This window comes from Elusimicrobiota bacterium (genome assembly GCA_016182905.1).
In the GTDB taxonomy this organism is placed as follows: Bacteria; Elusimicrobiota; Elusimicrobia; order UBA1565; family UBA9628; genus GWA2-66-18.
Map to the genome: position 1 here is coordinate 18465 of JACPFR010000021.1, position 20932 is coordinate 39396.

Consider the following 20932-nt stretch of genomic DNA (forward strand, 5'->3'; position numbering starts at 1 on the left):
GTCAGCGCTGCCCCCACTTCAGCTTGCGGCGCAGGACCTCGAAGAAGGAGCGGCCCGGCGGCAGCAGCAGGCGCAGCGGCGTCTCCGCGCGGCGCACGCGCACCTCGTCGCCGAGCTTGAGGTCGCAGCCGGGACGGCCGTCGAGCGAGACGAGCACGCGCGGCGCCTCGCCCTCGCGGCGCTTGCCGAGGCGGATGGTCAGGGGCAGGTGCGCCGGGACGATCAAGGGCCGCTGCGTCAGCGCGTGGGGGCAGATCGGCGCCACGAGGGTCACGTCGAGGGAAGGATCGATGATCGGGCCGGAGGCGGCCAGCGAGTAGGCCGTCGAGCCCGTCGGCGTCGCGACGATGAGCCCGTCGCCGAAGTAGTCGGCCACGAAGCGCTCCCCGGAGCGGGTGGAGAGCGTGATCGCGCGAGCCTGCTCGCCGCAGCGGATGACGACCTCGTTGAGGGCGAGGTCCGGCCCGTAGATGCGCCGGCCGGCGCGCAGGACCTCCGCCGAGAGCATCGAGCGCTCCTCGACGGCGAAGCGCCCGGCGAGGACCGCGCTCACGCAGCGCTTGAGGTCCCCCGCCTCGGCCGCCGAGAGGAAGCCCAAGGTCCCGATGTTGACGCCGAGCAGCGGGATGCCGCGCGGGGCGACCTCGCGCGCGACGTGGAGCATGGTCCCGTCGCCGCCGAGCGCGACGGCGAGGTCGGCGTCGCGCAGGGAGCGCGCCGTCGGCACGCGCGCCGCCGTCACCGTGCGCACGCCGTGCTTCTTGAGCAGGGCGCGCACGAGCTCGAGCGTCCGCGACGAGTCGGGCTTGGCCTCGTTGCGGAAAATGAGGACCGAGCCGAACGCCGGGACGGAGGGGATCTTGGATGAAGTAGGAGTCGCCATCGGTCGTGACCTCGAACGCGGACGCCCAAGGAGGCTCGATTATAGCAAAAGGCCCTTGGGCCCTTCGGATGGAAGGATTACCCCGGCCCCCGACCGAGATCTCGACGCGGCCGAGCCTCAGCGTCCACGGCCCGCCCACGGCGACCCGCTCCAAGGTCCCCGCGCCCAGAGCCCGCGAGGCTCGGCGCGCCTTAGCCCGGGGCGGCTTGGGGCCCAGGTGCCAGGCGGGGCCGCCGTTGAAGCGCAGCAGGACGCTCCCGTCCGTCAGGAACAACGCCGACACCGGCGGACGCGGGGCCAAGGCCCGCCCGCCGGCGAAGAGGAGCGCCGCGCAAGCCGCGAGGGCGGCGCACGCCTTGCGCCGGGGCCAGAGGCTCAGGCCCCCGAGCAGGAGGAGCCAGGAGGCGATCTCGACGCCGGTCCAAGGCCGCGGCTCGACGGCCGCCCACGACAGGGCGGCGGCGCGCACGCAGGTCCGCTCGAACAGCCGCAGGCCCGCGTCGACGAGCCCCGACGCCGCGGGCGCCGCCGCCGGGAGCCACGCGTCCGCCGCCCACAGGCCGAAGCCGCCCGCGAGCAGCGGCCCCGACAGCGGGACGAGGATGAGGTTGACGAGCGGCCCGACGAGCGAGGCTCGCCCGAACACGGCGATCCACAGCGGCCACAGCGCCGCGGCGACGGCGACGCTGATCAGGAACAGGGCCGCCGCGGCGCGCGCGAGGCGCGGCCAGGACGCGGGCGCGGCGCGCTCCGCCCCGTTGCCCGCCCAGATGATCGCCGCGCAGGCCCCCACGCTCATGACCGCGCTCGGCGACAGGGCCGACGCCGGATCGAGGACGAGCATGACCGCCGCCGCGAAGGTGAGCGCCGCCGACGCCGTCGTCTCCCGGCCGAGGGCGCGCCCCGCGAGCGCCGCGGCCAGCATCACCCAGGCGCGCACGCACGGCGGGTCGGCGCCCGCCATCAAGGTGTAGAACCCGGCGGCGCCGAGCGTCAGCGCCGCGCGCGCCGCGGGCCGGAGGCCCGCGGCGAGCCCGCACAGCGCGGCCGCCGCCGCCGCGAAGCCGATGTTCGAGCCCGAGGCGACGAGCAGGTGCGTGGCCCCCGCGTCGCGCACCGCCTTGGCGAGCCCGTCGGAGAGCGCGCCCGCGTCGCCGAGCGCGATGCCGGCGAGCAGGGCGGCCCGCTCCGGCGGGAGGCGGCGCGCGAACGCGGCCTCGGCGGACAGGCGCGCGCGCTGGGCCCAGGCCCAGGGCAGGAAGCGGACGGGAGCGCCACCCGTCGAGACCGCGACATCGCGCGCGTGGAGCACCCAGCCGCAGCCCGCGGCCGCGAGCGCCCCCGCCTCGTCGAAGTCCCCGGGGTCGCGCGGGCGCCGCGGCAGCCGCAGCTTCCCCGCGACGACCGCCTCGCGCCCCTTTTCCAGGTCCCCGACCTCGCGCCCGCGCGGAAGCCAGACCTGCGCGCGCTGGATCCCCGTCGGCGAGGCGAACGCCAGCCGCGTGCGCCAGCCCCGCCGCGTCCGGCGCACCGGCGCGTCGAGCGTCCCCGCGACGCGCACCGGCCCCGCGTACGCCGCCTCCCTCCAGCCCTCGTCGCGGGCGGGCGCGAGATGCCCCGCGCGGCGCGCGGCCAAGACGGCCAAAGCCCCGGCGACCACGGCCCAGAACAGCGGACGGCGAAGGATCCCCATCCTTTCATACGATCGACCCGCCCGTTTTGTTCCCTCGCGGGCGGCTGTTTCCGGAAACGGTTGCGGGCCGCCCGGGCGCAGGCTATACTGCGGCCGTATGCTCCTTCCCGCACTTGGCGGTCAAGAAAACGTGACGCCGGGACGATGAAAGATTTTGCAGAATCCCTCATTCCCAGGAGGTCAGCGAACATGACGACCAAGACCGAAGAGAAGAGGACCACCGGCACCGTCCGGCTCCACCGCGTGCTCAAGGCGCCGGCGGAGCGCGTCTACAAGGCGGTGCTCGATCCAGCGGCGAACTGCAAGTGGCTGCCGCCGCACGGCTTCACCTGCACGGTCCACAGCCTCGACGCCAAGGCGGGCGGGACCTACAGGATGTCCTTCACGAACTTCTCAACGGGCAAGAGCATGTCCTTCGGCGGCAGGTACGTCGAGCTCAAGCCCGGCGAACGCATCGTCGCCACCGACGCCTTCGACGACCCCGCCATGCCGGGCGAGATGCGGACCACCTACGCCTTCACCAAGGTCTCCGTCGGCACCGAGGTCAGCATCGTGCAGGAAGGCATCCCGGCGATGATCCCGGTCGAGGCCTGCTATCTGGGCTGGCAGGAGTCCTTGGAGCAGCTCGCCGCGCTCGTCGAGCCGGAGATACCCGACTGATGAAAGTGGTCTTGGCCGGCGGCACCGGCTTCATCGGCGGCGCGCTCATCGAGACTCTGCTCCAGCGCGGCGACGCCGTCGTCCTGCTCACGCGCGACGTCGCCGGGGCCCAGCTCCGCTGGGACGGCCGCGTCGACGCCCGCCTCTGGAACGGGCGCGACCCGGGCCCGTGGGTGATGACCGTCGACGGCGCCGACGCCGTGATCAACCTCGCCGGCGAGAGCGTGGCGGGCGGGCGTTGGACCGCGGAGCGCAAGCTCGCGCTGATCAAGAGCCGCGTGGACTCGACCCGGGCGGTCGTCGCCGCGATCGAGGCGGCCAAGGAACGCCCGCTGGTCCTCGTCAACGCCTCGGCCGTGGGCTTCTACGGCGTCTCTCCGGAGGGCGAGTGCGCCGAGGACGCGCAGCGCGGCTCCGACTTCCTCGCCGCGCTGTGCGGGCAGTGGGAGCGCGACGCCCGCGAAGCGGACAGACTCGGCGTCCGCACGGTCATGACCCGCTTCGGCGTGGTCCTGGGCAAGGGCGGCGGGGCGCTGGCCAAGATGCTGACCCCGTTCAAGCTCGGCCTCGGCGGCCCGCTCGGCGGCGGGCGCCAGCCGTTCCCGTGGGTCCACATCGACGACGTCGTCGGGGCGATCCTGTTCGCGATCGACGACGCGAAGCTCACCGGACCCGTCAACGTGACCGCGCCCGAGGCGGCGACGAACGCGGGGTTCACGAAAGCCCTCGGCCGCGCCCTTCATCGCCCGGCCTTCCTGCCCGCACCCGCCTTCGCCCTGCGCCTGGCGCTCGGCGAGATGTCCTCTCTGCTGCTCGGCGGACAGAAGGCCGCGCCGAAGAAGCTCCTCGCGCACGGCTACCAGTTCCGCCGCCCGTCGCTCGACGGGGCCCTCGCCTCGCTGTTCACGAAGTAGCACAGGAATGCGACGCGCGGTCCATGGACCGCGCTCCGCGCCCTCGCTATCCTTGCGGCATGAACGTTCTTAAGCCGTCCGCGGACCACGGGAAGCTCGTCGCCGGCCGGAGGGTGTTGATCACGGGGGCGTCCTCCGGGATCGGACGCGCCCTCGCCGCCGCGTTCCAGGTCGACGGCGCCGTCCTTGCGGTGTGCGCCCGCCGCGAGGTCCCAGTGGGCGAGGCGGCGTCTTTCCGCGCCGACGTCTCGAAGCCGGAGGACGTCGAGAGGCTCATCCGCGGGGTCGAGGAGGCGCTCGGCGGCCTCGACGCGGTGGTCAACAACGCGGGCGTCCTCGAGGCCGGGCGCGTGACCGAGCAGCCGCTCGAGCAATGGCGCCGCGCGCTGGAGATCAACCTCACCGGCCCGCTGCTCGTCGCTCGCGCGGCGGCGCGGCTGATGCCCCGCGGCAGCGTGATCAACGTGACCTCGGGCCTGGGCTTCTTCCCGATGGAGCCGTATCACGCCTACTGCGTCTCCAAGGCCGGGCTCAACATGCTCACTCGCGCCCTGGCCGCGGAGTGGCGCGGGCGCATCGCGGTGAACGCGGTCGATCCCGGCGTCGCCCGCACCGCGATGAACCCTTCGGCCGCGGAGGAGCCGGCCGGCGTCTATCCCATCGTGCGCGCCCTGGTCGCGGCCGGCGCGGAAGGTCCGACGGGCCGCTGCTTCAAGAAAAACGGCGAGGACGTCCCCTGGGCCGGGTGCCTCAAATGAGCCCGAAACGGCCTGGGTCCAAGGTCTAAGCCTCCTCGGGTCCTTCTTCCCTAGTCCTCCGTCGAGGGGCGGTGGTAGGATGGGGCCATGAAGCGACTCCTCGCCCCCGTCCTCTGCGTCCTGCTCGAGCTGCCCTCCGCCGCGGCCGTCGTCGTGCCGCGCGTGCAGGCCGGGCTGACCCCGGCCCTGGGGCCGTCGCTCTCGGCTCCCGCGCTCTCGGCGCCGTCGTTCCAGCTCTCCCCGACAGCTTCCCTGACCCCCTCCTTGAGCGTCGCCGCCTTGCTCGCGGCTCCCGCCGCCCCTGTCCCCGTCGCCCCCGCCGCTCCCGTCTCCGCAGCCGTGCCCGCCGCCTTCGCCGCGCATCCGCTGCTTTCGGCCCCCGCCGCGCCCGGTCCCGTCGGCGCCGCCGCGACGCGCGCCGCCGAGGCCGCGCGCACGGCGCTCGCCGCCGCCGGCTTCGCCGCCCCGAGCGCCGCCGAGAAGGCCGACGACGCCGTCCCGGCCCGGAAGGCCAGTCACGATTTCGCGAAGATGTTCGCGCTCGCGCGCGAGGTGATGAAGCGCCCCGAGGCCCGCCGCTTCCTGCGCGAGGTCTTCAAGGAGGAGCTCACCCTCACCGACGAGCAGAAGAAGGAGTTCGCCCTCGAGGACGGCGTCAAGGACATGTCCGAGAGCCAGTTCATGCTGATGCTCCAGCACAACCCCGCGCTGTGGCCCGAGGTCGAGGCGTTCCTGAAGGCCGCCAAGAAGGAGGACAAGGCCGACCCCGACGCCGCGGACACCGAGTTCGAGAACGCGATGCGCGCCAAGTTCCGCGAGCTCCTCGCCGACCAGCGCGTCGCCGAGGTCTTCCGCAAGTTCAACGACCCCCTCACGCCGATGACCCTCGAGCTTCCCGGCGGCAAGCCCGGCTACCGCAACGCCGAAGTCCACGCCAACCATCAGCGCGTCGTCGACGGCAAGACCGTCCCCGCCGGCGACCTCAAGAAGGTCCTGCTCGACTTCATCGCCGGCGCCGAGACCGAGATCATGTTCAACGTCTTCGACTTCGACCTGATGGACGTCGCCGACGCCCTGATCGCGCGGGCCAAGGACGGGGTCGTCGTCACCGGCGGCATCGACAAGAACGTCGTCGAGTCCCGCCCCGAGGTCAAGGCCGTCTTCGACAAGCTCAACAAAGCCAAGGGCATCGCCATCCGCGCCGTCGACTCGGTCGGCCTCAACCACCAGAAGGTCATGGTCCGCGACTTCAACGACGAGAAGAAGGCCAAGGCGCTGTTCTCGTCGGGCAACTTCACGCAGTCCTGCATCGGCCCCGAGGGCGACCTTAAAGATCTTCCGGCCGCGAAGCGGCCGAAAGACTCGCTGCCCAACGCCAACCACATGCTCGTCCTCGACAGCTTCCTGCTGGCGCAGGTCGCGGCCAACAGCCTGACCAAGACCCTCGTCTACGGCCTGCGCGGCGGCGAGTACCCGCTCGACGGCGCCTACAAGGTGCTCGGCGACGACGGGCAGTGGCTCGTCATCTCCTTCTCGCCGCGCGGCGGCATGGGCGACATCAACCGCGACATGACGCGCCGGCTCATCACGACGACCAAAGGCCCCCTGAGACTGCTGCAGTTCGCGTTCTCCTCGGAGGCGGTGCGCGACGCGATCATCGAGCGCGCGCGGATCGAGGGCAAGGACTTCGACCTCAAGGCCGTCGGCGACACGCCCTTCGCGGTGCGGCCGTGGAGCGTCTTCCTCGAGCTCGCCGGCTACGCGCTCGACGAGACGGAAGGCAAGGCCAAGGAGTACGTCGAGGCCGCCGCCAACGCCCTGCGCGAGGTCCTCGGCACCGAGCGCTACGAGGCGATCCGCAAGAACCTGCGCGTCGGCCCGCGCGCGTACAAGAACCACGTCTACAAGCCCGAGGAGGGCGCCGCGGTCCAGTACAACGCGAAGATCCACCACAAGGTGGTCATCAGCGGCGATTACGCGGTGCTCGGCACCTCGTTCAACTTCAGCGAAGCCGCCAACTCCAACCAGGAGCAGTTCCTGCTGACCAGCGACAAGGCCCTCGTCGCCGCGATGACGTCCGTCTTCGACGGGCTGTTCGCGTTGGCGACGACCTCGATCGTCGAGGAGATCGTCCGCCGCAACGAGCTGTTCCGGAAGAACGAGGCCGAGGACGAGGGCGGCGACGCGCAGTACGACCACGTCGACAGGGAAGCCCGCCGCTCGCGCAAGAAGGGCTGAGCGCGCCGGACACGCGCCCGCCACAAATGATTCACGCGGCATCAATTGGCATGCCCGTCCAGACCTGGCATCCTGTGTCAACGACGCACGGAGGTTCCATGCCGATGACTCAAAACAGGGTGAAGCACATGACGTACGACGCCGGCAGCCGGCTGTCCCGGTTCACGGAGGAGGCGCGCCTGCGCCTGAAGAAGCGCGGCGGAGAGCTGCTCGCGGAGGCGCAGGGGCAGAGCGAGCGCGCGATCAAGAACTCGCGCGGCTGGATCGTCAAGAATCCCGGCCTCGCCGTCGGGTGCGCCTTTCTGGCCGGAGCCGCCGCGACCGCGCTGATCCGCCGGAAGAAGACGGAGTAACCGCGCCGTTCAGGGGCCGCGCGCGCGGCCAGGGAGCGCGCGCGGCCCGGAGCTCAGCGGAACAGTAGCCGCCGCATCGACGGCTGAGACTTCCCCGCCGCCGCGAGCTGAAGGGTGCGCAGGTAGTCGCCGCGCGCCTCCTCGACGGTCAAGCGGCCCTTGACGATCCCGTCGGCCAGGTTGAGCATCAGCACGTTGCGCTCCTCGCTCGTCGAACGCGCGGACAGCTCGTTGCCGTCCGCCGACACGCGAAGGCCGCTGCTGAACGCCGCGAGGGCGTCCCGCTTGTCCGCGGGGACCGGATAGACGATCGAGCTCTCGATGTTCCTCCCGAAGGCGCTGTTGTCGAAGAAGCCGAGCTCGTCCCACACCACGATCCGCTTCCACGGCCCCCGATCCTCCCAGACGAGCCGGTCCTCGACCATGCGGGTCGGCGGGCCGTATTTCTCGACCATCAGCTCGTTGGTCAGGGTCGACCCTTGGGAGGAGCCCCGCTCGGCGGTCTCCTCCCGCGCGCGGCGCCACTCGGAGAGGCGCGGCGAACACGCGGAGCAGGCGGCGAGGAGCAGCAAGGCGGCGGCGATCGGTCGAGGCATGAACCCTCCTGCGCGGTGCGCGACTCCCACGATACCTGAAGCCGCCGCCGCCGGGAATGGACGGATTGTAAAGGTATTTTTGGTAAAGTCCACGCCATGAGCACCCGCCTCGCCGTCGGTCTGATGTCCGGCACCTCCGCCGACGGGGTGACCGCCGCGCTCGTCGCCGTCGGCGCGGACCGCCTGCGCGTCCTGCGCCACCGGACCTATCCTTTCTCCGCCGCGCTCAAGAAGCGCGTCCTGGGCGCTCCCGGCCTCTCCGTCGCCGAGCTGTCGCGCCTGAACTTCGAGCTGGGCGAGGCCTTCGCCGCCGCCGCCCTCAAGATCGCCGGCCGCTCCCGCCCCGCCGTCATCGGCTCCCACGGCCAGACCGTCTGGCACGGCCCCGACGCGGCGCCGCCGAACACTTTGCAGATCGCCGAGCCCGCCGTCATCGCCGAGCGCACCGGCGTGACGGTCGTCGCCGACTTCCGGCCGCGCGACATGGCCGCCGGCGGCCAGGGCGCGCCGCTCGTCCCCGCTTTCGACCTTTTCCTCTATGGACGCGGATCGCTGAAGGCGGTGATCAACGTCGGAGGGATATCGAACGCGAGCATCATCGGCCATGATCGGATCCTCGCCGCCTTCGATACCGGCCCCGGGAATGTCCTTTTAGACGAGGCCGTGCGCCGCGCGACGAAAGGCCGCCTCGACTTCGACTCCGGAGGCCGCCTCGCCGCCGCGGGAACGGTCGACGAAAGGCTGCTGAGCCGCCTCCTGAAAAATCCGTACTTCCTCAAGCCCCCGCCGAAGTCCCTCGACCGCTCGACCTTCGGCCCGGCTTTGCTCGACCGCGTCTATCCGCGCCTGACGGCCAAGGCCCTTCCGGACGCTCTCGCCACCCTCGCCGAGCTCACCGCGCGCTCTTTGTGGCTCGGGGTCCTCCAAAGCTCGCCCGGGCCGTTGAGCGAGGTCGTGATCTCCGGCGGCGGCGCGCTCAACGCGCACCTGATGCGCCGCCTGCGCGCGCTGTTCTCCCCCGCGCCCGTCGGCGTCACCGCGATCCCCGTCATGGCCAAGGAGGCCGCCTGCTTCGCCTGGCTCGCCGCGCGCGCCCTCGACGGGAAGCCGGGCAACGCCCCCGCCGCGACGGGCGCCCGCGGGGCCCGCATCCTTGGTAAAATAATACTCCCATGAGACTCCCCAAGAAGATCCTCGTCGCGATGAAGTCCCACTCGCCGTTTTACCAGGCCGTCTGGAAAGCCTGCGCTTCCATACCCAAGGGCCAGGTCCGCACCTACGGCTGGGTCGCCAAGCGCATCGGCAAGCCCAAGGCGGCCCGCGCCGTCGGCATGGCGCTGGGCAAGAACCCCTTCGCCCCGACGGTGCCCTGCCACCGCGTTGTCGGCGCCGACGGGCGCCTCACCGGCTATTCCGCCGCCGGCGGAATAGCCAAAAAGCGCCGCATGCTGAAGGCCGAAGGCGTCCCGCTCCCCTAGCTCCCGTGGGGCTCCCCGTCTGCGTCGTCGACGCCTTCGCGGAAAAGCCCTTCACCGGCAATCCCGCCGCCGTCGTGTTCCTCGACGGCCCCCGGGACGACGCCTGGAGGCAGAGCGTCGCCGCCGAGTTCAACCTGTCGGAGACCGCGTTCCTCGAGGACGCCGGAGGCGTCTTCAAGCTGCGCTGGTTCACGCCCGCGGTCGAGGTCGCGCTGTGCGGCCACGCGACCTTGGCCGCGGCCCACGCGCTGTGGGAGACCGGCCGCCTCGCCCCCGCGAAGCCCGCGCTGTTCGACACGAAGGGCGGAAGCCTGAGTGCCCGCCGCGACGGCGAGTGGATCGTCCTCGACCTGCCGTCGCTGCCCGTGACGCCGGCCAAGCCGCCGCCCGGCCTGCTGGCCGCCCTGGCCGACACCCCGCTCGCTTTCCTCGAGAACGACGGCCTCTACCTCCTGGAGATGGACAGCGAGGAGACCGTGCGCCGCGCCGCGCCGAACCTCGCGGCCTGGTCGGCGCTGACCGGCAAAGGCCTCGTCCTGACGGCCGCCGCCCGTCGTCCGGCCTGCGACTTCGTCTCGCGCTGCTTCTTCCCCGCCGACGGCATCCCCGAGGACCCGGTGACGGGCTCCGCCCACTGCGCGCTGGGGCCGTACTGGTCGGAGCGCCTCAAGAAGCCCGTGCTCACCGCCTTCCAGGCGTCCAAGCGCGGCGGCTTCCTGCTCGTCCGGCCCAAGGACGGGCGCGTGGAGGTGGGAGGACGCGCCGTCACGGCGTGGAGCGGAGTCCTCGCGTGAAGGCGGCCGCGTTCGTCCTCGCCGTCCTGACCCTCAACGTCGCCGGGCCGCGCCGGGTGCATCAGGGCTGGCAGAGCCGCCGCGCCGCCCTGATCGAGAACGTCAAGTCCGAGAACCCCGACGCCGCCGCGTTCCAGGAGGCCTGGCGCGGAGAGGACGCCGACGCCCTGGCTGAGGCCGCCGGCCACCCGTTCCGCGCGCACGCGCCCGCGCTCGGCCTCGCGGTGACGAGCCGGCGGCGCATCGTCGACCGCGCGACGCTCGACCTCGGCGACGGGTACGGCGTCCTGCGCGCCGGCCTCGACCTCGACGGCACGACGGCCGACGTCTACTCCGCGCGCCTCGAGCCCGGCTCCGGGCCCGCCGCCGCGCGCCGGCTCGGCCGTCTCCTGGCCGCGGCCGAGTTCGTCCGCGCCGAATCGAAGTCGCGCCCGTTCGTCCTCCTCGGCGACCTCGCGGCGTCCTCCGACGAGAAGGATTCGGCGCTCTTCCTCGACCTCGTGGGAGCCCGGGACCTGTGCGTCTCGCACGGCGACGAGATGTGCGGCCGCACGGTCGAGGACAGCCGCGTCGACTACGCCCTGATCCCCTATTCGTCGCGCCCGCCGCGCGAGACGGCGCGCACGGCCTTCACAGGCAGCGTCGAGGACGGCGCCGACACCCGGCCGCTGTCGACCCACTTCGGCCTCGCCGCCCGCCTCGACGGCGCCTGGCTCAAGCTCCGCCTCGCTCCCGAGCCGGAGGGCCGGGTCGAGGCTCTCGCCGCGGCCGCCGAGCTGCTCGACGCGGCCCGCGCCGACGCGGAGGCCCGGGCCGCCCTCGCGGGCTGGCTCCCCTGGCGCGGCACCCTTCTGGCGCGGCGCGCCCGCGCCGACGCCGCGCGCTTCGCGGCCGACGGCGAGCGGGCCCGCACCGCCCTGGCGCGGACCGCCAAGCCGTCCGCCCCGGCCTACGAATGAAGCCCGAGCCCGTGCGGTTCGAGCGCTGCGATTATAGTAGGCTTGAACCCATGAGCACCACCCTCGAGCCCCGGTACATCGTCGAGACCGCCGAGCGCCTGCAGAAGCGCGTCGCCGAGCGCTTCCCCGGCTCGGGCCTCCTCGGCCTCGCCGGCTCCGTGGTCGGCCTCGCGCGCGAGGCCGACCACCGGAGCTCGCGGATCGCGAAGGCCCACCTGCCGCTGCGGGCCGCCGCGTGGACGCTCGCGGCCGCGCTGCTCGCCGGCGTCGCGGCCACCTTCGTGCGCGTCAGCGCTGCGCCGGGCTTCTCCAGCCTGGCCGACCTTCTCCAGGGCGTCGACGCGGCCGTGAACATCGTCCTCCTCCTCGGGGCGGGCATCCTGTCCATCGCCAAGCTCGAGGAGGCCGTCCGCCGCAAGAAGGCCCTCGCTCTCGTCCACGAGCTCAAGGAGCTGGCCCACGTCGTGGACATGCATCAGCTGACCAAGGACCCGGAGACCGTCACCGGCGGCTCCTCGCGCACGGCGTCCTCCCCCAAGCGCACGATGACGCGCTTCGAGCTCGGCCGCTACCTCGACTACTGCTCCGAGATGCTGTCGGTGCTCGGCAAGATCGCCGCGATCTACGGCCGCCGCATCCAGGATCCCGTCGTGCTCGAGGCCGTCGACGGCGCCGAGGACCTGTCCACCGCGCTGGCCGGCAGGATCTGGCAGAAGATCGCCATCCTCAACGACCGCGACCGGGCGGCCAAGACGTGACGGCCGACCTCGAGGCCGAGCAGGCGGCGACGCTCGCCTCCCCCCGCCGCGCGTACGGCCTCCTCGCTCGCGTCCTCTTCCTCGGCATGGACCTGGTGTACGGGAAGCGGCGCACCTTGCGCAAGTTCACCGTGCTCGAGGTGATCGCGCGCGTCCCCTACCAGGCCTGGGAGCAGGTGGCCTACGTCGCGATGACCCACACCTACCGCACGCCCGGGTTCGCCCGGCGCGTCTTCGAGTTCGTGAAGGAATCCCGCGCGCAGCAGGACAACGAGCAGTGGCACCTGCTGATCCTCGAGGAGCTGATCCAGAAGGAGGGCCTCCCGGAGAGCTTCCTTCTGTACCGCCTCGCGCCGCAGCTCGTCGCCTTATTCTATTACCACGTGAGCTGGGTGCTGTACGCCGTCGACCCCAAGCTCAGCTACGCGCTCAACGCCGATTTCGAGGACCACGCCGAGCACGAGTACATGGAGTTCGTGCGCGAGAACCCGGCCCTCGCGGGCCGGCCGTTCGACAGCGAGTTCAAGGCCGATTACGGGGAGCATCTCGCCACGCTCGCCGACCTGTTCCGCCAGATCGGCCTCGACGAGCGGCGCCACAAGGACGAGAGCCTGGCCCGCATCGCCGCGCCGCGCTTCTCCTAGGCCGGCTCACCGCCGCAAGAAAGGCTTTACCCGCCCGCGATGGCCGGGGCGCGCGCCGAGGACCTACACTGGCCCGGTGAAGAACCTCGTCCTGCCGGCGATGAAGGCCGCGCTCCGACAGAGCGCGGCGGACCGCGTCCCGATGATGGGCGCGGCCCTCGCCTTTTACGCGGTCTTCTCGATCGCCCCTCTCCTCGTGATCTCGATGAGCGTCGCCGGCCTGTTCTTCGGCGAGCGGGGCGGGGCCGAGGTGCTCGACACGCTCGGCGGCGCGGCGGGCGACCACGGGGCGCAGGCGCTCCGCTCGATGGTCGAGGGCGCGGCGAGCCGGCCCTTCGCGGGCCGGACGGCGGCCGCGATCGGGGTCCTCACGCTCCTGATCGGCGCGTCGAGCGTGTTCGCCCAGCTTCAGGAGTCGCTGAACGTGATCTGGAAGGTCGCCCCGGCGACGGACGCGCACTGGAGGGACACCGCCCGCCGCCGCCTCCTGACCTTCGGCATGGTCGGCGGCATCGCCGCCCTCCTGCTGGCCTCCGTGATCGTCACCGCCGTGCTCTCCGCCGCGGGGCGCTTCGCCGGCGCCGACTCCGGGTCCGCCGCCTGGTGGCCGGCGGTCAACTCCCTCGTCTCGGCGGCGGTCATGACCGGCCTGTTCGGGGCGGTCTTCAAGTACCTGCCCGACGCGCGCCTGCCCTGGCGCGCCGCGCTGCGCGGCGGCTTCTGGACGAGCCTGCTCTTCGCCGCGGGCCAGCAGGCGATCGGACTCTACCTGGGACGGACGGCCGTCGCCTCCACGTACGGGGCGGCCGGCTCGCTCGTCGCCCTGCTGCTCTGGGTGTACTACTCGGCCCAGATCGTGCTGTTCGGCGCGGAGGTCACGCGCGCGTACGTCCTGCTCGAGGGGCTCCGCGCGCCGCCGAAGGCCGTCGCGCGGCGCGCGCACGCTCGGACCGGCTAGTCCCAGCGGAAAGTCCAGGCGCCGACGCCCAGGAACACCGCCGTCATGAGGGCGAGGATGTACAGGTGCGGCGCGACCTGCGCCAAGGTCGCCCCCTCGGTCATCACCGCGCGCGCCGCGTCGATCAGGTGGGTCAGCGGCATCATGCCGGCGACGAAGCGCAGGGCCTTCGGCGCGCCCTCGAGCGAGAACCACACGCCGGACAGGAACATCATCGGCCAGGACAGCATGTTGAGCACGCCGCCGGCGAGCTCCTCGCTCGTCACGCGCGCGGCCACGAGCAGGCCGAGCGAGACCAGGCACGCCGAGCCGAGCGCGAAGATGAGGTAGAGGTCGAACAGCGAGCCCAGGCGCTCGTAACGGAGGAAGAAGTCCGAGCCGTGATAGACGACGGCGAAGACGCCCATGATCAGGATCAGGCGCGAGACGACCTGGGCGGCGAGGAACTCGACGGCGCGCAGCGGGGTCGCCTTCAGGCGCTTGAGCACGCCGTTCTTGCGGTAGCGCACGAGGTTGTAGCCGACCCCGAACAGGGCGGAGAACATCATGTTCATCGACAGCAGGCCGGCCACCAGCCAGTCCACGTAGCGGATCGGCCTCCCCTCGACGGCCGCGCGCGCGGGCGCGAAGGCCGCGGCGTCGGTGCCGAGCATGATCTTCTCGACGAGGTAGCCCTTCGGGCTCTTCTCGTTGACGAAGTACGCGAGCGGCCGGCCCGGCGAGACCAGCATGTCGAGCTGATGATGCCGGAGCTTGTCCAGCGCGGCGGCCTTGTCCTCGAACGGGACGAACTTGAGGTGCTTCGTCGCGGCGAAGCCGGCCGGGAGCGCGGAGACCTCCCCGGCGACGCCGACCTTGAACACGTCCTGGCTCTTGTCGGAGAACGCGAAGGCCATGCCGAACACGACGAAGAACGGGAACAGGATGTTCCAGCCCAGCGCCCCGCGGTCGCGCAGGAACTCCTTGTTGCGGCCGATCAGGACGGCCCAGAAGCGCCGCGTCATTCGCGCAGCTCCCGGCCGGTCAGCGCGAGGAACAGGTCCTCGAGGGTCCGCGGCCGCACACGCAGGTGGGCGAGGCTCGAGCCGCCGCGCTTGAGCGCCTCGAGCGCCGCCTCGACCTCGTTCGTCAGCAGCTCGGTGATCTCGCCGCGCTCGACGATCTCCCCCTGGAGGCCGCCGGAAGGCGCCTTGAAGTCGGCCTTCGGCAGCTCGATGACCACGCCGTCGAAGTGCCTCTTGAGGAGGGTGTCGGGCGCGCCCTGCGCGATGATGCGCCCCTTGTCCACGATGGCGACCTCGTCGCACAGCGCGTAGGCCTCCTCCATGTAGTGCGTGGTGAGCAGGACCGTCTTCCCGCGCGCCTTGATGGAACGCGCGAGGTCCCAGAAGTTGCGCCGGGCCTGGGGATCGAGGCCGGTGGTCGGCTCGTCGAGGAAGACGACGTCGGGATCGTTGACGAGCGCCAGGGCCAGCAGCGCGCGCTGCCGCTGGCCGCCGGACAGCTTCTCCGGGTCGCGGTCGAGCAGCTCGCCGAGGTCGCACAGTTTCGTCAGCTCCGCCTCGCTCAGGCGCCGCGGATACAGCGCGCCGAACAGGTCGAGCAGCTCGCGCACGGTCAGATGGTCTTGAAGGGCGGTATCCTGGAACTGGATCCCCGTGCGCTCGCGGAACTCCGCCCCGATCGGCTTGCCTCTATAGAAGATATCGCCGCCGTCGGGCGGCAAGATGCCCTCGAGCATCTCGACCGTCGTGGTCTTGCCCGCGCCGTTGGGGCCGAGCAGCCCGAAGCACGAGCCCTCGCGCACCGACAAAGAGAGCCCGTCGACGGCGTTCGCCGCGGCTTTCGGGTAGCGCTTGACCAAGCCGCGGGCTTCGAGGACGGCGCTCATGGCGGCGATTATACCAGTATGGGGAATTGCGGCGGAGGACTGTCGTGTATCCGATGGAAGATGGTATTGTTACCTCCAGGAACCGCCGCTGGAGGATCACGAATGATTCACCTTTTCTTTCTGATCGCGACGATCGCCTTGAGCCGGCCCGCGGCGGCGCAGGATAAGCCCGCCGTCCCCCAAGATCTTCAGGAGACCGTCCAGCAGCTCCAACGCCAGCTGAATCAGCAGCAGGAGGAGTTGCGGGAGCTCCAGAAGGCGCTGCCCCCTAAAGCGGCGCCGCCGGCCGCCGGCGCGGACAGGAAGCCGGCTCGCCTCGGCTTTTTCATCGACGTCGAGCCCCAATGGATCAGCGCGCTCGGCCTGGAGCGGGAGTACGCCGCCCGAAACAACACGGCCGTCTGTCCCGACCCCGGCGGCGGCGGCGGGCGCTGTCTCAGCGCGAGCGGAGCCTGGTCCACCGTCGGGACGCAGGACGTCTTCGCGCCGAAAGTCACCGCCGGCTTCATCCTCCCCAGCGGCGACATCTTCTCCGTCGGCGGCTTCCACGCCCAGTCCCTCGGCGGCCGGTCGCGCCTCGCTTCGGGCAACGTGTTCGGCGCGGCCCCCTTAGAGCCCTTCGATGAGATCACCAATCCCAACGGGAACAACCAGCCCCTGCCCCTGTCGGCCGACGCGGAGAACACCTTCGCGATGGACCAGGTGGACTTCGAATACCGAAGGCCGCTGCGGTTCGAGAGCCTCGAGCTGACGCCCGAGCTGGGCCTGAGGTCTTTCTTTCTCAAGAACGAGCTGAAGACCACCTTCAACCATGCCGTCCCGGGCTTCTCCTTCAGCCTGGCGCGAGGCTCGCGCAGCGCGGCAATCGGGCCCAAGGCGGGCCTGGGCGCCGAGCGGCGGATCGCCGGGCCGGTTTCGCTCCGAGCCAAAGGAGTCTCCGGCTTCCTGATCGGCTACAACGAGTCCGAGCAGGTTCTCTGCCAAGGGACCTCCTTCGCCAACCCGGGCTGCGGATCCCTGCACAGCTTTCGCAGGCGGGTCGATCAAGGCTTCCCCTTCATCGAAGGGGAGTTCGCCGTCCAATACAAGGCGCGGCCGAGCGGCGGGTTCAGCGCGGCCGCGGGCTACCGCATCGCGAGCTACTTCGGCCTCGTGACCTTGCCGGAAACCATCGGGGATTCGCTCGACATCGGCGGCAGCGGCAACAGCTCGCTGCAGCGCGATATTTTCCAGCGTCACGACGTGGCGATCAGCAGCTTTTTCTTCCGTCTGCAGTATCTCTTCTAGACCCGATGCTGACTTCCGTCGACCGGGACAGGGTGCGCGCGGCCGTCGCCGAGGCCGAGGCCGGGCTGACCGCCGAGATCGTCCCCTGCGTCTACGCGCAGAGCAGCCCTTACCCCGAGTCGATCTGGGGCGGCGCCGCCGCGGGCATGGGCCTCGCCGCCGGGGTCCTCCTGCTGGCCGACAGGATCCACCCGTTCTGGATGCCCCTGTCGCGGCTCATCCCGTGGGTCCCCGCGGCGGGCCTGCTCGGCGCCGCGCTCGGCCGCTGGTGCGGCCCCGTCAAGCGCGCGCTGATCGGAGCTGAGCGCATGGAGGCGTCCGTCGCGCGCCGCGCCAAGGAGGTCTTCTTCGACCGCGGCGTCGCGCGCACGGCCGGGCGCGACGGCGTGCTGATCTTCGCGAGCCTGCTCGAGCGCCGCGTCGTCGTGCTCGCCGACGAGGCCGTCCGCGCGCGGGTCCCCGCCGCCGCGTGGGACGCCGCGGTGGCCGCGATGACCGCCCGCGCCGCCGAAGGCCGTGTCGCCGACGGCCTGTGCGCCGCCGTCGAGAAAACGGCCGCGGCGATGAGGGACGCGGGGTTCGCGGGCAAGCCGTCCTTCGGCAACGAGCTCGGCGACGACCCGCTCACGGGAGACGGGCATTGAGCCGCGCGCTCCTCCTGCTGCTGGCGCTCGCCGCGCCCGCCGCCGCGCTCGAGGTCCCCTATCTGTCGGGCCGCGTCAACGACCGCGCCGGCCTGCTCTCCGCCTCGGCGAGCCAGGCCGTCGAGGCCAAGCTCAAGGATTTCGAGGCGCGCACCGGCCACCAGGTCGCCGTGCTCACTTTGAACTCGCTCGAAGGCGAGCCGCTCGAGGATTTCTCCCTCAAGGTCTCCCGCACCTGGGCGCTCGGCCGCAAGGGGCAGAACGACGGCGTCCTGTTCCTGATCTCGAAGAGCGACCGCAAGCTGCGCATCGAGGTCGGCCACGGCCTCGAAGGGAACATACCCGACGCGCTCGCGGGACGGATCATACAGAACGAGGTCGTGCCCCGCTTCCGCGCCGGCGACTTCGAGGGCGGAGTCGCCGCGGGGGTGGACGCGATCGTCGCCGCGGCGGAGGGCGCGTACTCACCGCCGCCGGCGCCGGGGGAAGACGGCGATCTCAACGGCATGGGGCTGCTCGAGAAGCTCGTGACGAGCGCCTTCGTCCTCGGCATGCTCGGCCTCTTCGAGGTCGTCGGCCTCGCCGCGCCCGGCGCGGGCTGGTTCCTCTATTTCTTCCTGATCCCCTTCTGGGCCGCGTTCCCGATGGGGATCTGGGGCGCCAAGATCGGCATGGGCTTCCTGATGACGCACCTGATCGGGTTCCCTTTCGTCAAATTCCTCCTTCCGCACACCTCGTTCGGCCGGAACTTCAGCCAGAAGGGCAACAAGGTCTACTACGGGAGCAGCGAGATCTTCACCATCGGCGGCGGCTCGGGGAGCTCCGGAGGAGGCTGGTCCTCGGGCGGAAGCTCCGGCGGCTTCTCGGGCGGCGGCGGCTCCTTCGGCGGAGGCGGCTCGTCGGGCAGCTGGTGAAAGAACAAGCCCCCCTTTCGGGGGGCTTGAGTACGGATCCATCCGCGAGCCTGGGAAAACCCGCGGAAGGAGATCAGAACTTATAGGCCAGGTACGTTCCCACCATGTGCGCCGTGTAGTTGTAGTTGCTGGCGCCCGTGGCCACGTACTTGGTCGTGTTCTCGGGCGTGGTGCCCGACATGTACGCTCCCGTGTTCTGGAAGTCGTTGAGCATGTACCAGGAGAAGAGGTAGTTCATGCCCACGGTCAGGTCCTTCATCAGCTCGTAGGAGCCCCCCGCCCGCACCTCGTGCGTCTTGTTCACGACGAGCGGCCACACCTGGGCCGCGCCGTTGGCGAGCTTCGTGCCGCTGTAGCCCATCGCGGAGGCCTCCGCGGCGTTCGGGTTGCTCGTGTCGAAGCGCATGCGGCTCTCGGAGTAGTCGTAGCCCGCGTTCAGGGTCAGCCTCTCCGGGATCGGCCGGATCTCCGCCGCGAACCCGATCGTATCCACGTTCTCGGTGATGTCCGTGTTCCAGTAGTTGAACGGGTTGAAGTTGTCGCCGCTGAGACTGTCGTCCAACCCGCTGCCCGCGACGTTGAAGGCGTCGTCCTTGGCCGCGTTCTGCGTGAGCCCCTTGCGGTGCTCCCGGCTGTAGTTCACGCTCAGTGAGACCTTGTCGGAGGCGTCATAGGTCACATCGACGCTCCCGATGAGGTTCTTCTGGCTCTTGAACCCGAACCTCTCCGCCGCGCCGTAGTCGTCGTTCTGGTACTGCCCGGCGACGCCGAAGGACAGGGCGTCCGTGGGCGAGACGTCGGCGCGCAGGTCGGCCCGGTTGCGGATGCGGTCCGCCCAGTTGAAGTTGGCGAGGCCTACGGCTTCCGGGTTCGCGGCGGTCGCGCCGCGCTTGTAGTTCTTCACCGCGCGGTGGGCGTAGTGATACGCGCCGTGCAGCTTGGCCATCTCGACGGGATGGTAGACGAAGCCCGCGCCGGCCCCGACCTCGTCGGTGCTGTCGATGCGCTGCTGCTTGTGGTTGTAGCGGTCCCACATCGCGTCGGCCTCGACCGTCAACGGGTGCGCGACCTGATAATCGACGGCGAGCTTGGCGGTCTGGCGCGCGTAGGACGGCGTGTCGTTCCGGACGGCCGCGTTCTTGTCGTTCTTCACGGTCCGCCAGTAGGATTCGCCGAAGGCCGCGTAGCCCGGGAACAGGACGCTGTCGGATCTGTTCGAGTAGTCGTAGTAGCGGTACTTGAGCGACGCCCCGAGCTTCTCGGTCGGCTTCGTCGTCAGCGCGAGGCTGTTCGTGATCGTCCGGATCTCGCCGTTGAAGCGGGACACCGGCAAGGCCGCGGCGTCGGTCACGTTGGCCGGAGCGCCGCCGATCCCGGCGATCCCGCTGTTGAGCGTGTACGGCACCAGAAGCTCGTTCTGGTTGGTCATCCCGTAGCTCACGTTGCCCGTGAAGCGGCTGTGCATCGGCAGCTCCACCGAGCCGGAGAGCGAGACGTCATGGGACTGGTTCGACGGCGCCAGCGACATCTGGCCGTTGACGAACCGGCCGCGGTCGTAGGCGTTGTTGTTGGTCACGCCGTCCGCCGCCTTGGCTCCGGAGTCGGTCGTGCGGAACGGGTTGGACCAGGCGAACGAGCGGTAGCCGTTGTCGAAGTCCGTCAGCGTGTATTCCGCGTCGACGAGCCAGCCCTTCTTATAGACGCCGCCGCCCGCGTTGAAGGTCGTGGTGCGGTAGTTGATCGGCTCGGCCAGCTCCAGGCCGGTGACCACGAACTGGTCCTCGGTGTGCGCCAGCCCGGCCGCGCCCTGAGCGAATCGCTCGTAGGTCCCGGCCCCGATCGAGCGCGCGCCGTCGCGCCGCTCCTGGCTCACCTTCACCCACGTCTTGACGTCGGAGGTGACGTTGTAGCCCATGCTCACGGCCGCGCGCTCGCGCTCGAGCTTGAAGCTCGTCGGGTCGCTGATCGACAGCAGGTTGCGGATGATCGCCTGCTGCGCGGCGTCCTCGCCGGTCGTGTCGGTCAGGGCCACGCCGCCGCGGTCCGCGCGCGTCTGCTCCGAGGCCTGCAGGGAGGTCTGCACCGCGTTGGCGATGCCCAGCCTGTTGGTGCCGGCGCCGTTGAGGATCAAGGTCCCGGTGTTGAAGTTGTGCGGAGTCCGGTCGAAGGACGCCGCGAAGCTCCACTTCCCGTGAACCCCGCTCTTGACGCCGTAGGACTCGTCGTCGCGCGTCGCGTTCTGGATCTTGAGGTCCAGGTAGTAGGGCTTGGTTTCGCTGTCCAGGCGCAGGCGCATGTCGTTGACCATGAAGCCGTTGCCGACGTCGCGATACTCGGAGAACTTGTCCTTCGAGCCGGACACGCTGGACGCCCGTCCTCCGATCTCGAAGTCGCCGGTGATGAGGGCCTTGGTCTCCGCGGTCTCCGCGGCCGCGGCCGGAGAACCGGCCGCCATGAACGCCAGGGAGAGGGACAGTCCCACTCGGATGATTCGGTGTGTTCTGATCATA

Annotated in this window: 20 protein-coding genes and 1 pseudogene; 15 read left to right on the plus strand and 6 right to left on the minus strand. The window is 70.9% G+C overall.

All coding sequences use genetic code 11. The annotated features are described in order from the left end of the window. Position 1 precedes the first annotated feature (1 nt). Both HYV14_08275 and HYV14_08280 read right to left on the minus strand, forming a co-directional pair. Complete coding sequence (locus HYV14_08275) at positions 2-883, minus strand: NAD(+)/NADH kinase (GenBank protein ID MBI2385996.1); 882 nt, start codon at positions 881-883, stop codon at positions 2-4. Between the two features lie 358 nt (positions 884-1241). Then, a pseudogene (locus HYV14_08280) lies at positions 1242-2576 on the minus strand (ComEC/Rec2 family competence protein). 189 nt (positions 2577-2765) lie between these two features. On the opposite strand from HYV14_08280, the gene HYV14_08285 reads away from it, so the two are divergent. The 5 genes from HYV14_08285 (at position 2766) to HYV14_08305 (ending at position 7499) form a co-directional block, all read left to right on the plus strand. Then, complete coding sequence (locus HYV14_08285) at positions 2766-3236, plus strand: SRPBCC family protein (protein MBI2385997.1); 471 nt, start codon at positions 2766-2768, stop codon at positions 3234-3236. Then, on the plus strand, positions 3236-4150 hold the full coding sequence (locus HYV14_08290; protein ID MBI2385998.1) for a TIGR01777 family protein: 915 nt from the start codon (positions 3236-3238) through the stop codon (positions 4148-4150). The genes HYV14_08285 and HYV14_08290 overlap by 1 nt, the downstream gene beginning before the upstream one ends. A 59-nt stretch (positions 4151-4209) precedes the next feature. Then, positions 4210-4908: an SDR family oxidoreductase gene (locus HYV14_08295; GenBank protein ID MBI2385999.1), complete on the plus strand. Its 699-nt coding sequence runs from the start codon at positions 4210-4212 to the stop codon at positions 4906-4908. An 87-nt stretch (positions 4909-4995) separates the two neighbouring features. Continuing rightward, positions 4996-7146: a hypothetical protein gene (locus HYV14_08300; protein MBI2386000.1), complete on the plus strand. Its 2151-nt coding sequence runs from the start codon at positions 4996-4998 to the stop codon at positions 7144-7146. Between the two features lie 98 nt (positions 7147-7244). Further along, complete coding sequence (locus HYV14_08305; GenBank protein MBI2386001.1) at positions 7245-7499, plus strand: hypothetical protein; 255 nt, start codon at positions 7245-7247, stop codon at positions 7497-7499. A 53-nt stretch (positions 7500-7552) separates the two neighbouring features. Here HYV14_08305 and HYV14_08310 read toward each other — a convergent pair whose 3' ends face one another. After that, positions 7553-8095: a hypothetical protein gene (locus tag HYV14_08310; protein ID MBI2386002.1), complete on the minus strand. Its 543-nt coding sequence runs from the start codon at positions 8093-8095 to the stop codon at positions 7553-7555. Between the two features lie 96 nt (positions 8096-8191). On the opposite strand from HYV14_08310, the gene HYV14_08315 reads away from it, so the two are divergent. The 7 genes from HYV14_08315 (at position 8192) to HYV14_08345 (ending at position 13686) form a co-directional block, all read left to right on the plus strand. Beyond that, positions 8192-9271, plus strand: coding sequence for an anhydro-N-acetylmuramic acid kinase (locus HYV14_08315; protein MBI2386003.1), 1080 nt, complete (start codon positions 8192-8194; stop codon positions 9269-9271). 26 nt (positions 9272-9297) lie between these two features. Next, a complete protein-coding gene (locus HYV14_08320) occupies positions 9298-9573 on the plus strand; it encodes an MGMT family protein (GenBank protein MBI2386004.1) in 276 nt (91 codons plus the stop codon). A 5-nt stretch (positions 9574-9578) separates the two neighbouring features. Then, positions 9579-10367 (plus strand): PhzF family phenazine biosynthesis protein, encoded by a 789-nt coding sequence (locus HYV14_08325; protein ID MBI2386005.1) that lies wholly within the window; start codon positions 9579-9581, stop codon positions 10365-10367. Continuing rightward, complete coding sequence (locus HYV14_08330) at positions 10364-11326, plus strand: endonuclease/exonuclease/phosphatase family protein (GenBank protein ID MBI2386006.1); 963 nt, start codon at positions 10364-10366, stop codon at positions 11324-11326. Before HYV14_08325 ends, HYV14_08330 begins: the two co-directional genes overlap by 4 nt. Positions 11327-11376: 50 nt before the next feature. Next, complete coding sequence (locus tag HYV14_08335; protein ID MBI2386007.1) at positions 11377-12084, plus strand: hypothetical protein; 708 nt, start codon at positions 11377-11379, stop codon at positions 12082-12084. After that, positions 12081-12728, plus strand: coding sequence for a hypothetical protein (locus tag HYV14_08340; protein ID MBI2386008.1), 648 nt, complete (start codon positions 12081-12083; stop codon positions 12726-12728). Before HYV14_08335 ends, HYV14_08340 begins: the two co-directional genes overlap by 4 nt. Before the next feature lie 76 nt (positions 12729-12804). After that, the gene (locus HYV14_08345) at positions 12805-13686 is read left to right on the plus strand and encodes a YihY/virulence factor BrkB family protein (protein ID MBI2386009.1); all 882 of its coding nucleotides are present in this window, start codon (positions 12805-12807) and stop codon (positions 13684-13686) included. On the opposite strand, the gene HYV14_08350 is transcribed toward HYV14_08345, so the two are convergent. Further along, entirely contained in the window at positions 13683-14690 is a 1008-nt protein-coding gene (locus tag HYV14_08350) for an ABC transporter permease (protein MBI2386010.1), read from the minus strand. The two genes, HYV14_08345 and HYV14_08350, sit on opposite strands and share 4 nt — an antisense overlap. Further along, positions 14687-15577 (minus strand): ABC transporter ATP-binding protein, encoded by an 891-nt coding sequence (locus HYV14_08355; GenBank protein MBI2386011.1) that lies wholly within the window; start codon positions 15575-15577, stop codon positions 14687-14689. The genes HYV14_08350 and HYV14_08355 overlap by 4 nt, the downstream gene beginning before the upstream one ends. Before the next feature lie 102 nt (positions 15578-15679). Here HYV14_08355 and HYV14_08360 point away from each other — a divergent pair, with 102 nt between their 5' ends. From HYV14_08360 to HYV14_08370, 3 genes are read left to right on the plus strand one after another with little or no spacing between them, the layout of a single operon-like run. Beyond that, positions 15680-16864, plus strand: a complete 1185-nt coding sequence (locus HYV14_08360) for a hypothetical protein (GenBank protein MBI2386012.1) — start codon at positions 15680-15682, stop codon at positions 16862-16864. Between the two features lie 5 nt (positions 16865-16869). Next, a complete protein-coding gene (locus HYV14_08365; GenBank protein ID MBI2386013.1) occupies positions 16870-17508 on the plus strand; it encodes a hypothetical protein in 639 nt (212 codons plus the stop codon). Then, positions 17505-18422, plus strand: coding sequence for a TPM domain-containing protein (locus tag HYV14_08370; GenBank protein MBI2386014.1), 918 nt, complete (start codon positions 17505-17507; stop codon positions 18420-18422). Before HYV14_08365 ends, HYV14_08370 begins: the two co-directional genes overlap by 4 nt. Positions 18423-18495: 73 nt before the next feature. Here the strand turns inward: HYV14_08370 and HYV14_08375 are convergent, their stop codons facing one another. Continuing rightward, entirely contained in the window at positions 18496-20931 is a 2436-nt protein-coding gene (locus HYV14_08375; GenBank protein MBI2386015.1) for an MtrB/PioB family decaheme-associated outer membrane protein, read from the minus strand. Position 20932: the final 1 nt, after the last annotated feature.